Below are 15,851 nucleotides of genomic sequence, written 5' to 3'. Positions count from 1 at the left end.
TTGAAACATTACTACCCTTTTATATTGACCTTACTACTCTGTTCGTTTACCGCATGTAAAGAGAACAAGCCGAAGCCTTTAAGCAAAGCATCGGACCCTGTCACTACCACCCCCAAGACCGAAGAGGTCAGCCTACTAGACCGTTGCATCAATGCCCATGGTGGCATTCAACAATGGAAATCGTTCGTCGGTTTGGCCTATAATATAGAGGAAAAGGGAAAAACCGTTTACCAACTTACCCACCTAAAAGACCGTAGGGCCTATTTAAAATCAAAGGATTTTGAAGTGGGTTTTGACGGAAAAACGGCATGGGCAAAACCGGATGCTTCCCACATCCCCGGAAATTCCCCAGCGTTTTATTACAATCTCGATTTTTACTTTTTCGGCATGCCCTTTTTATTGAAAGACCCGGGCGTGATTACTAGTGATGAAGGAACATCCGTTGTTGGCGGTAAAACGTACGAGACCTTAAAGGTTACCTTTGGCCCGGAAGTCGGCCTTACCCCAGAAGACGTATACTACCTCTACATCGACCCCGAAACCTTTCGGCTCGAGATACTCACATATTCCGTTTCTTATTTCAATAAGGAAGATGCACAGATAAACACGGCCAAAGTGTATTCGGGATATCACGAGGTACAAGGTCTTCTGATGCCCTCCCAGTTGGAAAATTACGCATGGAAGGACGGAAATTTAGGAGAAAACAAACAACACACCCGTCTTTTCAGCGACATTCGCTTTCTAGATCAAATACCCGATGACAGCGTTTTCAAGGTACCACAAGGGGCCGTGACCGAAAAAATAGTGCAAGATTAATCCCTTATTTCTTTGAATAATCCAATAGCTCCTGTTCCGTATATTCGGTTCCGCTTTTGGGTTTGGTCTGGCGTAACTCCTCAATCTTATCGATTTTCAGGCGCTTAGGCTGATCGGAAAACGCATTGGTTACGTACGATATAATATCGGCTATATCCTTATTGGAAATATCTTCGTTGCGTATGAGTCCCGGCATGGCGAGGTTTAAATTGTATTGCTCCCCTTTGACCGTTATAGGGCCTTCAAGGCCGTGTAAGATTATCAGTCCTAGTCTCTCCGTATTGGCCACATGCTCAGAACCCATTAGTGGCGGCGCCAAGCCTTCTATTCCCTGGCCATTTACCCCGTGGCACGAAGCGCAGATTTCATAAAACATCTTGGCCCCACTGGTTCTGGTGTCTTCCACCAAGGACTTCCTCGCAAAAATAGGGTTGACCTTATCTTCTTTTCGTTTGGTAGCGCTTGTTGCCATCGCTTCGGCAAGTTTCGGGTTCCCCGATGCCATGGCGGTCTGTAAGTCTTCTTCCCCGCCCGTGATACCACTGACCAAAGCTTCGGTAAATATCGGCTTGTTCACATACTTGGTACTTAGCTTTTCCATAACAGAAAGAAAACGCGATTCATCTTGGGCCACTAAGTTTCCTATGATGCTACTTAAATAAAGGTCTATAGTCACATTATTTTTGTTCAACAGCTCGGTAACCAGGGTTTCGGTCTGGTCGGTATTGGTCTTCGTCACAAATGGCGGAAGCAAAACAAGTGCATGGGCCGTCAGATCAGCAGCCCCTGAGCGTGCCGCCTTGGCCAACAAGTCATACGACAAGGCATCGAGCCCTTCCAACGTATATAGCGCATGTATTTGGGCTATAGGGTTTTGTCCGTCCTCCAGAAGCTCTTCCAATCCCTCTATGGCATCTTTTTGGTTTCTGTAAATCAACTGCTGTTGGGCACGGTCGCGAACCCAACCGTTCTTATCCTTTAATAGTGCAATGAGTTGTTTGGTATTCATCTCACTAAAATTACGGACCGCTTCATGTGGTTGACCGACCTTCTTGACACGTAAGATACGTCCGAAATTAATAAGGGTATCGAGTTTGTTTACAGCTACCTTTTTCTTGAGATAAGGACTTAAATAGGCGTGATGCCCTATCATACCACGATGCATATCGGTAATATACATGCTCCCATCAGGGCCATTGTTCAAGTTTACCGGTCGAAACCCTTCATCCGTAGAGGTCAAGAATTCCCTTCCTTCATAGGCTTGTTTCGCTATGGTGGAATCTCCCGTAAAAGTCAAGAGATTGCGTTTTATAAGGTTCCCCTCGGGGATACAAACAAAGACGTTCTCGTCATACGCTTCGGGAAATGCCCCGCCCCTATAGACAAGGGGAGCACAAGCGGCCGTGGCCTTCACCAAGATACTATCTTGGTTCAACACCCCTTTGGCATAGCCCCTATTTACGGTGGTAGCGTGTACGGGATACACCCTCTGGTCATCGGTCAACATTCTATTCACCCCATATTTCGGGCTATAGTATTTGTTTTTCACCAAGACATTGGGCAAAACATGGTCTCCTAGCAATTGTCTTGAATTATCGTTAAAATAAAGTCTACCAAAATTATCATGACTTATACCCCACTGCCCCCGAAAGGTAGTTGCCTCTTTTTTCCATACCCCCTTGACACGACGGTACCTGAAATTGGATTTCGCATTGTACAACCAGTTATCGAGGTTCATCATCAGACCGTTAGGCTGATGCTCGGGGTTCCCTTCTACGGCATAGATAGAATCTACAACGACCCTATTGACCGGTTTATCATCCTTAATCTCCACAAAGTATAAAAAGGGAGGTTCAGAATATAGAAGTCCCCCATACACATGGGCCAAGGCCCTTGGCATCACAAGGCTATCCAAAAAAGTTTTGGCATGGTCTACGACCCCATCGTTATCAAGATCTTCAAGAATATCGATACTACCCACGGGCGCGGTTTCGTCACTCCCTTGCATATCGTTCATATATCCCGGCATTTGAGCGACCCAAATCCTTCCTTGATCATCAAAATCGATGGTAACAGGGGCTTTTAGAAACGGTTCAGAGGCCACCACCTCGAGTTCAAAACCTTCTTCCACCTTATAGCTATCCAATGCTATTTGAGGTTCTTCGTATGAAGGCTTGCAATTACTGAACAAAAGAATAAGCGCGCCAAAAAATACGGTAGATCTACAATACTTCATTCTAAAAAAACTTTATGCTATAATTATATCTAATAAATACACCTCAAACTACATTTAAATACATGAGAAACCAATGACTTGTCGCGCCACCTAAAACAAAAATATGCCATATAAAGTGATTGAACGGTATGCGATCCCACGCGTAAAAGAGAATTCCAAAGGTATAAAAGCCACCTCCAAGAAACAAAAGCCAAACTCCTAAAGAAGGGATGCTATCGAGAAGATTCTTAAAATCAAGAACGATCAACCACCCCATTGCCAAATATAGTCCCAATGATAAAAATTCAAACTTCCCTGTATAGAAAATTTTGAACAATGTACCTACGAGGGCAATACCCCATATCGCATAAAAAATAAGCCATCCGTTACCATTATACAACGTAATCAAGGCTATGGGCGTATAAGTACCCGCAATTAAAAAATAAATATTGATGTGGTCTAATACACGTAATTTACGTTTTAACCACGGGTTGGTACTAAGGTGATAGGTCGCCGACACCCCAAACATGGAAATCAAGCTTATGCCGTATAGCAAAATAGCAAATGTCGCATAGGGGGACTTACCGCTGTTCTTCACAAGCAACATAATCGTGCCCATCACCGCAAATAAAGCCCCTAAACCATGCGAAAGGGTATTGTATTTTTCTTCCTTTGAAAAAGTTATTCTCTCGTTCATGTAACCTAAAAGACACTCGTTCCTTCAAACTTCGGCTACTCTACAATAAGTTTTATTCTCATTGAAGCCGAATGTCCCGGAAAGGTACAAACAATCCAGTATTCCCCAGCAGTATTCGGTACATCAAAATAGATGGTTTCTTCCGATTCGGGCTGAACGATTCCCGTATGGACCAATACCAGTTCACTATCGGGAACATAATTAAGGTCAGCACCATCCAAGCCTAAATGTAAGGCCTTATCACCCACTTCATTTACAGACGCTTCACCTCTATCGGTAATCACCAGGTTATGGAGCATATCGTCATTATTCTTAAAAGTGATGGCCACCCTAGATCTTCGCTTAAGCTTAAGCTCCTCTATATCGTATTTCAATCCCGGTTTGGTACTGATCACAATTTTTTCGGTAGGGCCATTAACCCATAGTAGGGGCATCTCGTTCACCCGCTTAGGTTGTTTCACGCCGTTTTTACCCGCATTCGTTTCAATGGGTTCCGATTTCAATGTACCTCCAGGAACTTCGTTCAAGGTGTAGTATCCTGTATCATGCAACAGCTTTTCCCCACTTTTAGCCTTTAAATCAGGAAGTTTAAGCTGGTGGATAAAGCCTAAACGCATGCCTTTGACCGTCAATTTCACAGAGCGCCCATCGTCTGAAACCTTGACTTGGGTCACTTCGCCCTTCTGTTGGTCGACAATTGGACTTCCATAAGTATTATGGTATAAGTAATTAAAAGTGGTTACATTATAGCTGGCAAGGTCTGCCCCTAGCTTTTTATCGATAGGCTTGGTAAATTCCAACAAGAAACCATCATCTTCGGCCTTGATCGTCTTTATTTCAAAAGGCACTTTTCCGTTCCATACCAATCGCTGTAGACCGAACATTTTCCTTCCCGTTGAAGACCAACCTCTACTTGTCATCCCTACGAACATACTGTTATCGCTACCCCATAACATTCTCAATATACCTGAGGAAAATCCTTCCACAAAAGGAAAAACGGCCCCTTGATATACTCCGTTGACCTTCTCCATATACACGCGCATAATCTTGCTGTGTCCTTGGTCCCCCACGAACATCTGACCTTCAAAGGGTCCGAAATTGCCCTTGGTCGTATCATAGATCATATCGGAAGTGGAAATCCCTAAAATCGTATGGGGTAACCAGATAGCCGGCGCCCTTAATTCCGGTACTTTTTTTGCGTACTCGTACAAACTTAGCCCAGATTGCTCCTCAATATCGTCTTTCTTTAGTTTTAAAGGGGATTTAGGGTCGTCGGTCCATACCAAACCTTCAGGGTTTCCTGCAAAGGTTCCCTTCTCTAGATGGGTTATTCTTCCTGAACCTACCCAGTCTCCTTGGTTTTCGGAGTAAAAAACATCACCGGCATCGTTGATCACAAAACCTGAAGGGGAACGCAATCCCGTAGCGATAGGGGTCATTTCACCTTCTGGGGTAATTTTCAACATCCAGCCCCTCCATTTTACCAAACTGGCCCCGTGACCGATCCATGATAGATTTAAGGTAACGAGCATATCTCCGTTGTCCATAAATTTAGGACCATAGGAATAGTCATGGTAATTGCCTGACAAGGGCCATGTATAAATAGTTTTATAAACATCGGCCTCCCCGTCATTGTCCTTATCTTCCAATTTGGTCAGCTCACCCCTTTGTGCGAGGTAAAAACTATTGTCTCTATAGTTCAGTCCCAAAACTTCGTGCATCCCGCTGGCGAATCTTTTATACGAAGGCGATTTACTGTAAGGCTTATCAATAACCCATACTTCTCCCCTACGTGTCGAGACCCCCAATTTATCATCGTCGGTGAGTGTCATACCACCCACTTCAAGAACTACGTCCTTCGGAATCGGAACATCGACAATACTATAAAATTGGGCTTCCTTTTTGGCCATATCCGACTGGGCGATACCCAGTTGGGCCGTAACTACTAGAAATATAAAAAATAAGGTTCTATATAAAGTTTGCATGATCTTCTCTTTTTACCAAATAATGTTGTACTGGATTTTTTGTTCGCCTGATGGAATTTTCACTACCAATTCATCCTTACCCTTAGATTTTCGAACGGTGGGAGCCAAGCCCCCATCGGCAAAATGAACAAAATAGCTCTCGTTATTTACAATATAAGAACCATCGGGAAGCTTTTTAATAGACTCCCCATCGGCTACCTTATGCCAAATAACACCATCACCACTAGCTCCAACAGTACGTGTTACCCCACGTTCATTGGAAAGAACATCAATTTTATCAAGTAGTTTTTTAGAACCTATTTTTCGCATGAATGTCGGAATTCCCTTCTTATCCAATTCATAGCCTTGGGACATTTGAAAGTCCTCCTCCGCTATTTCGGTAGGCCATTGGGCAGCATCATCGGTCAATAGGGCAAACTCGGGATCGCCATGAAAAGAAACGGCAAAGCCGGCAGGTTCACCAAGCTGTTTGATACCTCGTGCATGCCACATTTGTGTAGCGTCTAAAAACTCACCATTCCATACCTCCAGCAAAGAACCGGAAGTCAAGTCATAGGCATAGTTAATTTTTTCAGGGGTTCCTACAGAAATACAATGGGTTCGTTTTTCATCCCCGTGCATTAAAAAGCTACGCTGGGTTACCGCCTTATCGCTTGGCTCAACCATGATTCTATTCTTGCTGATGCCCGGTCTGTCGTTTATAGAACTTGGGGCATGCAGCGAATGTCTTTGAATGCCAGGGCCTTCGACATACAGACCAAAGCCTATGTTCCATGGGTTGTGCTTGTTGTATAACAACCTAAAAGGCACTTCGCCCTTGGTCAGGGAAACCTTGGCCAAACCTAAGGAATCGAGCGTAAAGCTGCCATCATGGTTTACAACGGTATCATTATCTATAATAAGCAGACCACCTGCTTGGTTGAGTTTAAAATCGAAAAGGTAATCGCCCGTAACCGGAACAAGCATTTTACCCTTGTAATCCAATATACGCGTTACCTTTTTCCCAACGACCATGGCCGATGAAATCGAATCGGTACCGACTTCCCTTATCGGAGTCAAAGTATCTACATTCGGCAGTAGAACCTGCTCACTCTCGAACTCCTTCATCTTCATATCAACAAACGACAACCTAGGGTTTCCGTAAAGTTTGTAGGAGAAGTTTTTAAGCGCCACGGGACCGTGGTCACCTTGTATCATCAATGGCGCTTTTGCCACTTCATCATTGGCTATAGCCGCACGGGTAGGACCTGTAACCTTAACATTTTCATGGATAAGTACCCCGTTCAACCAGACTTCCTCAAATTCGGCATCTTTGACCTTTTGGCCCGACGCGTCAAACTGGGGCGCATGGAAAACAACCTTAACATGTTGCCACAATCCCGGCGCTTTTGCGGCATTCATTCTTGGAGCACTACCTTCATAGCCTTCACTCCCTTTCTCCTTGGTGGCATCCCAACGCTGGTAAATACCTCCCATATCGGAGAAAGTAGCTTCCTCCGCCTTCCAACTATCAAAAAGTTGCACCTCATAACGGCCTTGAAAATAGAGTCCTGAATTAGAGCCCTTTGGCATCATCACATCGACTTCAAGTTCTATATCACCATGTTCAAAGTTAGTGAAGATATGATCTTTGGACTCGCTATCGGGAATATTCACCAATACCCCACTACCTTCAGAAACCGTAATTTGTTTCTCCTTTAAACGGTCTACATATACATCTCCTCCGATGCTCCAATTGCTTGATGTTTTTTTAAAATCGCCAAGATCATTGAGCGATATAGATTCAAAAGGAAGCGAAATTTCTTGCGGCGCCGATTCTGCCACTTCTACTTTCCCTTCCTTTTCTGTGCAGGAATACAACAATGCACTTAAAATAAAGATTGGTACAGTTCTTTTCATGGGTATGGTTTGAAATCAAAAATAGATTACTGGATAGTTTTTTAAAGTATGTTTATTAGCGGATGCATGTAGTATTCTAGCAAAAACTACACGAGGCTAAAAATACAAAAGTGTAAGAAGCACACCTAATATTAACTTACTATTCAGCCCGTAATTATCAATAAATAGCAAATTTTTAACGCAAATGATGCAAGATAGAGTACAAGAAAATGCAGTTTTGAAGAGAATTCGAAGGGGGGATGTAATGTGAGATGTGCCATGGTCAAAAAAAAAAGGTCCCGACCAGTAAAACTGATCGGGACCTCGAAGTAAGGCGGCTTCCTACTCTCCCACCTATTGGCAGTACCATCGGCGCTAGCGGGCTTAACTTCCCTGTTCGGAATGGAAAGGGGTGGGCCCCGCCGCCATGGCCACCTAAATTTTAAATATTTTAATACCCCGACCTTGCTTTTGCGCTGTCACGGGTATGACATAAATAATGGGACAGGTAGAAGAAAGAAAACGTCGTTCCTTTTAAGTAAAAGGCAGAATGTTATAGAGAAAAGGTTGTCGCCCTTCCCTGCCGAAGCGGGGAAGGGACTTACGTTGCGCAAGCCGTACGGACAATTAGTACCACTCGGCTACCGACATTACTGCCGTTGCACCTATGGCCTATCAACGTGGTCATCTCCCACGGTCCTTTAAAGAAATCTCATCTTGCGGCGGGTTTCGCGCTTATATGCTTTCAGCGCTTATCCCATCCCGACATAGCTACCCGGCAATGCCCCTGGCGGGACAACCGGTGCACCAGCGGTCGGTCCGGCCCGGTCCTCTCGTACTAGGGCCAGGTCCGCTCGAATTTCTAACGCCCGCAGTAGATAGAGACCGAACTGTCTCACGACGTTCTGAACCCAGCTCGCGTGCCACTTTAATGGGCGAACAGCCCAACCCTTGGGACCTTCTCCAGCCCCAGGATGTGACGAGCCGACATCGAGGTGCCAAACCCCCCCGTCGATATGAGCTCTTGGGGGAGATCAGCCTGTTATCCCCGGCGTACCTTTTATCCTTTGAGCGATGGCCCTTCCATGCGGAACCACCGGATCACTATGCTCTTGTTTCCAACCTGTTCGACCTGTATGTCTCACAGTCAAGCGCCCTTGTGCCATTGCACTCTACGTACGATTGCCGACCGTACTGAGGGCACCTTTAGAAGCCTCCGTTACTCTTTTGGAGGCGACCACCCCAGTCAAACTACCCACCACGCACTGTTCCCTCTTGGAGGGTTAGGCCCCGGACAAGCAAAGGCTGGTATTTCAACGGCGACTCCAACACACCTGGCGGTGCGCCTTCAAAGTCTCCCAGCTATCCTACACATTGCTTGACCAAGGTCAATACGAAGCTATAGTAAAGGTGCACGGGGTCTTTTCGTCCCACTGCGGGTAACCGGCATCTTCACCGATACTACAATTTCACCGAGCTCATGGCCGAGACAGTGTCCAGATCGTTGCACCATTCGTGCAGGTCGGAACTTACCCGACAAGGAATTTCGCTACCTTAGGACCGTTATAGTTACGGCCGCCGTTTACTGGGGCTTCAGTTCAATGCTTCCTCCCGAAGGATTCACATCTCCCCTTAACCTTCCAGCACCGGGCAGGTGTCAGGCCCTATACTTCATCTCTCGATTTTGCAGAGCCCTGTGTTTTTGATAAACAGTCGCCTGGACCTCTTCACTGCGGCCCCGACTTGACGTCGGGGCGACCCTTCTCCCGAAGTTACGGGTCTATTTTGCCTAGTTCCTTAGCCATGAATCTCTCGAGCGCCTTAGAATACTCATCCCAACCACCTGTGTCGGTTTACGGTACGGGCCGCACATCTCGCTTTTCTTGGAAGTCGATACGCTGGATTATCACCTTGGCCGTAGCCTCGGTGTACTATCGCGGTGTTACCACTCGCTTCAACGTGCAATTCCGTCTGCACGCACCAACTTCTCGCCTCCGTCGCTTTTAATGATGTGCGGGTAGCAGAATATTAACTGCTTGTCCATCCACTTCCCCCTTCGGGTCCGCGTTAGGTCCCGACTGACCCCCAGCTGATTAGCATAGCTGGGGAAACCTTGGTCTTTCGGCGTGCGGGTTTCTCGCCCGCATTATCGTTACTTATGCCTACATTTTCGTTTGTAGCTCCTCCAGCATCCCTCGCAGGTACACCTTCAACGGCACTACAATGCTCCCCTACCCCTTGTATAAATACAAAGCCATAGCTTCGGTAATATGCTTATGCCCGATCATTATCCATGCGGAACCGCTCGACCAGTGAGCTGTTACGCACTCTTTAAATGAATGGCTGCTTCCAAGCCAACATCCTGGCTGTCAATGCAGTTCCACCGCGTTTTTTCAACTTAGCATATATTTTGGGACCTTAGCTGATGGTCTGGGTTCTTTCCCTCTCGGACATGGACCTTAGCACCCATGCCCTCACTGCGCAGAAACGTTTTATAGCATTCGGAGTTTGTCAGGAATTGGTAGGCGGTGAAGCCCCCGCATCCAATCAGTAGCTCTACCTCTATAAAACTATCTACACGCTGCACCTAAATGCATTTCGGGGAGTACGAGCTATTTCCGAGCTTGATTGGCCTTTCACCCCTACCCACAGGTCATCCCAAGACTTTTCAACGTCAACGGGTTCGGTCCTCCACTGTGTGTTACCACAGCTTCAACCTGCCCATGGGTAGATCGCACGGTTTCGCGTCTACTACTACTGACTGTGGCGCCCTGTTAAGACTCGCTTTCGCTGCGGCTCCGGCCCTGAAGGCCTTAACCTTGCCAGTAAAAGTAACTCGTAGGCTCATTATGCAAAAGGCACGCCGTCACCCCGAAGGGCTCCGACCGCTTGTAAGCGTATGGTTTCAGGATCTTTTTCACTCCGTTGTTCACGGTTCTTTTCACCTTTCCCTCACGGTACTGGTTCACTATCGGTCTCTCAGGAGTATTTAGTCTTGGCGGATGGTCCCGCCGGTTTCACACAGGGTTTCACGTGCCCCGCGCTACTCAGGATACCGCTATCTTGCAGGTCTTTACCTATACCGGGCTATCACCGTCTGCGGCCAAGCTTTCCAACTTGTTCTAGTTCATAACTGTTCGAATGTCGCGGTCCTACAACCCCGCACATGCCGGAACATGTACGGTTTGGACTAATCCGGTTTCGCTCGCCGCTACTCCCGGAATCACTTTTGTTTTCTCCTCCTCCGGCTACTTAGATGTTTCAGTTCACCGGGTTTGCCTCCTTGCGGATAACATGTCTTCAACATGCTGGGTTGCCCCATTCGGATACCTGCGGATCATATCGTATGTGCCGATCCCCGCAGCTTTTCGCAGCTTATCGCGTCCTTCATCGCCTCTGAGAGCCTAGGCATTCCCCATACGCCCTTATCTAGCTTGTCGCCAGACCTTTTGTTCTATTCGTATTCGTACTCTTTACTTAAAAAATTCGTGTTTTCTTTTTCTTCAGTACATATATCCCTAAAGATATACGTCCTGTCCCAATATGTCAATGAACTTGTGGCGAGTCGCCCTCGGACAATTAAAAATCGTCTTTAAGGCTCCTCATGCAATACCTCGCGATAATTCAATATCACTTCGCATTACCTGGTGGAGAATATCGGAGTCGAACCGATGACCTCCTGCGTGCAAGGCAGGCGCTCTAGCCAGCTGAGCTAATCCCCCATATACTAGTAGTTAGTACATAGTAGTTAGTAGTCAGTGCCTCCAACTACTACTCAACTTCTAGAATTTCCTTCAATATTTATTCTCAATGAACGTGCGCACCTATCTAAAGATGCTCCTTGTAGTCCCAGGCAGACTCGAACTGCCGACCTCTACATTATCAGTGTAGCGCTCTAACCAGCTGAGCTATGGGACTGTCCCTACCACTCTTAGTACTTCGTACCAAAAGAAGTATTCTATTATTATTAATGTGGAGACTTTCTTTTTTGACCTACAGTTTAGATTATATTTAGAACGAGGCGTCGGGACCTTTTTAAATTCCTCGGGCCGAAGCTCTAGAAAGGAGGTGTTCCAGCCGCACCTTCCGGTACGGCTACCTTGTTACGACTTAGCCCTAGTTACCGATCTTGCCCTAGGCCGCTCCTTGCGGTGACGGACTTCAGGCACTCCCGGCTTCCATGGCTTGACGGGCGGTGTGTACAAGGCCCGGGAACGTATTCACCGGATCATGGCTGATATCCGATTACTAGCGATTCCAGCTTCACGGGGTCGAGTTGCAGACCCCGATCCGAACTGTGACCGGTTTTGTGGATCCGCTCTGCGTTGCCGCATGGCTTCCCGCTGTACCGGCCATTGTAGCACGTGTGTGGCCCAGGACGTAAGGGCCGTGATGATTTGACGTCGTCCCCACCTTCCTCACGGTTTGCACCGGCAGTCCCGTTAGAGTCCCCGACATGACTCGCTGGCAACTAACGGTAGGGGTTGCGCTCGTTATAGGACTTAACCTGACACCTCACGGCACGAGCTGACGACAACCATGCAGCACCTTGCAAATTGCCCGAAGGAAAAGGTATCTCTACCCCTGTCAAAATGCATTTAAGCCCTGGTAAGGTTCCTCGCGTATCATCGAATTAAACCACATGCTCCACCGCTTGTGCGGGCCCCCGTCAATTCCTTTGAGTTTCATTCTTGCGAACGTACTCCCCAGGTGGGATACTTATCACTTTCGCTTGGCCGCCCAGGTCTCAAGGACCCGGACAGCTAGTATCCATCGTTTACGGCGTGGACTACCAGGGTATCTAATCCTGTTCGCTCCCCACGCTTTCGTCCATCAGCGTCAGTATATAGTTAGTCACCTGCCTTCGCAATCGGTGTTCTATGTAATATCTATGCATTTCACCGCTACACTACATATTCCGGCAACTTCACTATAACTCAAGACCGACAGTATCAAAGGCAATTTTACAGTTGAGCTGCAAACTTTCACCCCTGACTTATCGGCCCGCCTACGGACCCTTTAAACCCAATAATTCCGGATAACGCTCGGACCCTCCGTATTACCGCGGCTGCTGGCACGGAGTTAGCCGGTCCTTATTCTTACGGTACCGTCAGTGGGCTACACGTAGCCCTTTTTCTTCCCGTATAAAAGCAGTTTACTACCCATAGGGCATTCTTCCTGCACGCGGCATGGCTGGATCAGGCTCCCGCCCATTGTCCAATATTCCTCACTGCTGCCTCCCGTAGGAGTCTGGTCCGTGTCTCAGTACCAGTGTGGGGGATCCCCCTCTCAGGGCCCCTACCCATCGCGGTCTTGGTGAGCCGTTACCTCACCAACTAACTAATGGGACGCATACTCATCCCCTACCGTAACCTTTAACCATAAATACGATGCCGTAATATGGTACCATGTGGTATTAATCCAAATTTCTCTGGGCTATCCCACAGTAGGGGGCAGATTGTATACGCGTTGCGCACCCGTGCGCCGGTCGTCATCGGTAGCAAGCTACCATGTTACCCCTCGACTTGCATGTGTTAGGCCTGCCGCTAGCGTTCATCCTGAGCCAGGATCAAACTCTTCATCGTTGTTTCATTATATATTATAAGTCTATCAACCTAAGGTCTTCCCGGCCCCGACTCTCATCCTAAAATAAAAATCTTGTCTGTATGTTGTTTTTCGTAATTCTTAGCGGAACTGAAGGTTTCCCTTTTCATCCCTATTACGCTGTCTCCACAATATGTCAAATGAACTTCTATATTCCTCCCCGGTCTCCCGGTGACGCCCGATAAACATTGTTACTGTTTGTCTAAGCGGCTGCAAATATACAACTGTTTTTTTAACCGGCAACTTTTTTTGAAAAAAAATTTGAATCTTTTTTTCGGCCGTAAAAAACAATATTTCAAAAGGAACGTTTACTCTTTGTTTACCCTCGCTTAACAAACATCTTCATACCTGTTTTGCGGGCTGCAAATGTAAGACCCTTTTTTAATTCTCAAAGAGTTTTTTTAAACTTTTTTCAAGTTTTTTACAACTTCCTTACAGCGAGGAAATTACAATCCTTAAAAATTAGAGGGCCTTAAAATTAGACCTTTTTATCGATCCACACAATAGGCAAACGGTACTTTTTACTCAATTTTAAGATTATTATGCCCTTAACCTAGATTTTTCCATAAACTAACCATAGCTTCACAATCGCCCTTAACTATATATACACCCCCTCCTCTATATATAGAACCCTAATAAACTTGATACTATATATTGTATGCGTTGCGGCGGAATACTATCTTTGCACCCTTATTAAAAACAATGGGCAAGATGAAAATTACATTACCGGACGGAAGTATAAGGGAATATGCCAAAGGAAGCACTCCTATGGATATCGCTAAAAGCATAAGTGAAGGTCTGGCGCGGAACGTAATTTCCGCAAAATTCAATGACACGGTAGTAGAAACCGTTACCCCCCTTAACGAAGACGGGGCCTTGGTACTCTACACCTGGAACGACAAGGAAGGCAAAAAAGCGTTTTGGCACTCTTCTTCCCATATTGTGGCCCAGGCCCTAGAAGAGCTCTACCCCGGTATTAAACTGACCATCGGGCCCGCTATTGAAAATGGTTTTTATTACGACGTTGATTTCGGCGAGCATACAATTTCGGAAAAGGATTTCCCGGCCATCGAAAAAAAGGCCCTGGAAATCGCCAGGGGAAAGCACGATTTTAAAATGCGCCCCGTATCCAAGGCCGATGCCCTAGCGCTATACAAAAAGCAAGGGAACGAGTTCAAGGTAGAACTGATCGAAAACCTTGAAGACGGCACCATCAGCTTTTGCGACCACGACACTTTTACCGATTTATGCCGAGGCGGCCACATCCCCAACACCGGGATCGTAAAGGCCATTAAAATATTGAACGTTGCCGGAGCCTATTGGCGAGGTGATGAAAACAAACCGCAACTGACAAGGGTCTACGGTATTTCTTTTCCTAAACAGAAAGAACTTACCGAATACCTAGCCCTTATAGAAGAGGCTAAAAAACGCGACCATAGAAAACTGGGCAAAGAGCTTGAGCTTTTTACCTTTTCACAGAAAGTAGGCCAAGGTTTACCCCTATGGCTTCCAAAAGGCGCGGCCCTAAGGGAACGTCTGGAGAATTTCTTGAAAAAGGCCCAAAAGAAAGCGGGCTACGAAATGGTAGTTACCCCACACATCGGACAAAAGGAGCTTTATGTTACTTCAGGTCACTACGAAAAATACGGGGCCGATAGCTTCCAGCCTATCCACACCCCTAAGGAAGACGAGGAGTTCTTGTTAAAACCCATGAACTGTCCGCACCACTGTGAAATATACAACTCTCGGCCGTTCAGCTACAGGGAACTCCCTAAAAGGTATGCCGAATTCGGTACGGTATATAGATATGAGCAAAGCGGTGAACTTCACGGCTTGACCCGGGTAAGGGGCTTTACCCAAGATGATGCACACATTTTCTGTACTCCCGACCAGTTGGATGAAGAGTTCAAGAGTGTAATCGACCTTTCCTTATATGTATTAGGCTCTTTAGGTTTTGAGGATTTTACCGCCCAAGTATCGGTAAGAGACCTTGATACCCCCGAAAAATACATCGGTACCGTAGAGAATTGGGAAAAAGCCGAAAATGCCATCATCAATGCCGCCCAAGAAAAAGGTCTTGACTACATCATTGAAAAAGGTGAAGCTGCATTTTACGGTCCGAAATTGGACTTTATGGTGAAGGATGCCCTAGGCAGACAATGGCAGTTGGGTACCATACAAGTAGACTACAATCTTCCGGAACGCTTTGACCTTACCTATAAAGGAAGTGATAACGAACTGCATAGGCCGGTAATGATTCACCGTGCCCCCTTCGGTAGCATGGAACGCTTCATCGCCCTGTTACTTGAACATACGGGAGGAAATTTCCCGCTTTGGCTGATTCCGGAACAAGCTATTGTATTGCCAGTGAGCGAGAAACATGAAAAATATGCGGAAAAAGTTTTAAAATCCTTAGAAAATGACGAAATTCGCGCCCTCATTGATGATAGGAATGAAACTGTAGGCAAGAAAATACGTGAAGCCGAAATGAACAAAATTCCTTTTATGCTAATCGTCGGGGAAAATGAAGAAGCGTCGAACACCATTTCCGTTCGCAGACATGGCGGGGAAGATTTAGGTTCTATTTCCCTAGAACAATTTTCAGACTTGGTAACTAAAGAAATAAATAGTACTTTAAAGTCGTTTTAAAAAAAAT

At 46.2% G+C, this 15,851-nt stretch carries 6 protein-coding genes, 2 tRNA genes and 3 rRNA genes; 2 read left to right on the top strand and 9 right to left on the bottom strand.

Going from position 1 to position 15,851, the window contains the following annotated elements; all coding sequences use genetic code 11:
• On the top strand, positions 1-816 hold the full coding sequence (locus tag ZOBGAL_RS14425) for a DUF6503 family protein (RefSeq protein ID WP_013994383.1): 816 nt from the start codon (positions 1-3) through the stop codon (positions 814-816).
• A gap of 4 nt (positions 817-820) precedes the next feature.
• Here the strand turns inward: ZOBGAL_RS14425 and ZOBGAL_RS14420 are convergent, their stop codons facing one another.
• The 9 genes from ZOBGAL_RS14420 to ZOBGAL_RS14380 form a co-directional block, all read right to left on the bottom strand.
• Positions 821-3,052 carry a DUF7133 domain-containing protein gene (locus ZOBGAL_RS14420; RefSeq protein ID WP_013994382.1) on the bottom strand — a complete coding sequence of 744 codons (2,232 nt, stop codon included), beginning with the start codon at positions 3,050-3,052 and terminating at the stop codon, positions 821-823.
• A gap of 43 nt (positions 3,053-3,095) precedes the next feature.
• Positions 3,096-3,728, bottom strand: a complete 633-nt coding sequence (gene trhA, locus ZOBGAL_RS14415) for a PAQR family membrane homeostasis protein TrhA (protein ID WP_013994381.1) — start codon at positions 3,726-3,728, stop codon at positions 3,096-3,098.
• A gap of 35 nt (positions 3,729-3,763) precedes the next feature.
• Positions 3,764-5,713, bottom strand: coding sequence for a sulfocyanin-like copper-binding protein (locus ZOBGAL_RS14410; RefSeq protein ID WP_013994380.1), 1,950 nt, complete (start codon positions 5,711-5,713; stop codon positions 3,764-3,766).
• A 12-nt stretch (positions 5,714-5,725) separates the two neighbouring features.
• Positions 5,726-7,612: a 3-keto-disaccharide hydrolase gene (locus tag ZOBGAL_RS14405; protein WP_013994379.1), complete on the bottom strand. Its 1,887-nt coding sequence runs from the start codon at positions 7,610-7,612 to the stop codon at positions 5,726-5,728.
• A 308-nt stretch (positions 7,613-7,920) separates the two neighbouring features.
• Positions 7,921-8,030 (bottom strand): 5S ribosomal RNA (gene rrf, locus ZOBGAL_RS14400).
• A 167-nt stretch (positions 8,031-8,197) separates the two neighbouring features.
• Positions 8,198-11,032, bottom strand: a 23S ribosomal RNA gene (locus tag ZOBGAL_RS14395).
• Positions 11,033-11,236: 204 nt separating this feature from the next.
• Positions 11,237-11,313 (bottom strand) — tRNA-Ala (locus tag ZOBGAL_RS14390).
• Between the two features lie 122 nt (positions 11,314-11,435).
• Positions 11,436-11,509, bottom strand: a tRNA-Ile gene (locus ZOBGAL_RS14385).
• Between the two features lie 143 nt (positions 11,510-11,652).
• A 16S ribosomal RNA gene (locus ZOBGAL_RS14380) occupies positions 11,653-13,176 on the bottom strand.
• The 16S, 23S and 5S rRNA genes sit together here with 2 tRNA genes alongside, the layout of an rRNA operon.
• A 730-nt stretch (positions 13,177-13,906) precedes the next feature.
• On the opposite strand from ZOBGAL_RS14380, the gene thrS reads away from it, so the two are divergent.
• Positions 13,907-15,844, top strand: a complete 1,938-nt coding sequence (gene thrS / locus ZOBGAL_RS14370) for a threonine--tRNA ligase (RefSeq protein WP_046287951.1) — start codon at positions 13,907-13,909, stop codon at positions 15,842-15,844.
• Positions 15,845-15,851 lie beyond the last annotated feature (7 nt).

It is taken from the genome of Zobellia galactanivorans, from assembly GCF_000973105.1.
Taxonomy (GTDB): domain Bacteria; phylum Bacteroidota; class Bacteroidia; order Flavobacteriales; family Flavobacteriaceae; genus Zobellia; species Zobellia galactanivorans.
The sequence above is the reverse complement of the archived record's forward strand: the minus strand, read 5'-3'. Positions and strand labels throughout refer to the sequence as shown.

Coding starts and splice junctions, on each gene's coding strand:
- ZOBGAL_RS14420 (WP_013994382.1), bottom strand. CDS start 3,052: ATGAAGTATTGTAGATCTACCGTATTTTTTGGCGCGCTTATTCTTTTG.
- trhA (WP_013994381.1), bottom strand. CDS start 3,728: ATGAACGAGAGAATAACTTTTTCAAAGGAAGAAAAATACAATACCCTT.
- ZOBGAL_RS14410 (WP_013994380.1), bottom strand. CDS start 5,713: ATGCAAACTTTATATAGAACCTTATTTTTTATATTTCTAGTAGTTACG.
- ZOBGAL_RS14405 (WP_013994379.1), bottom strand. CDS start 7,612: ATGAAAAGAACTGTACCAATCTTTATTTTAAGTGCATTGTTGTATTCC.
- thrS (WP_046287951.1), top strand. CDS start 13,907: ATGAAAATTACATTACCGGACGGAAGTATAAGGGAATATGCCAAAGGA.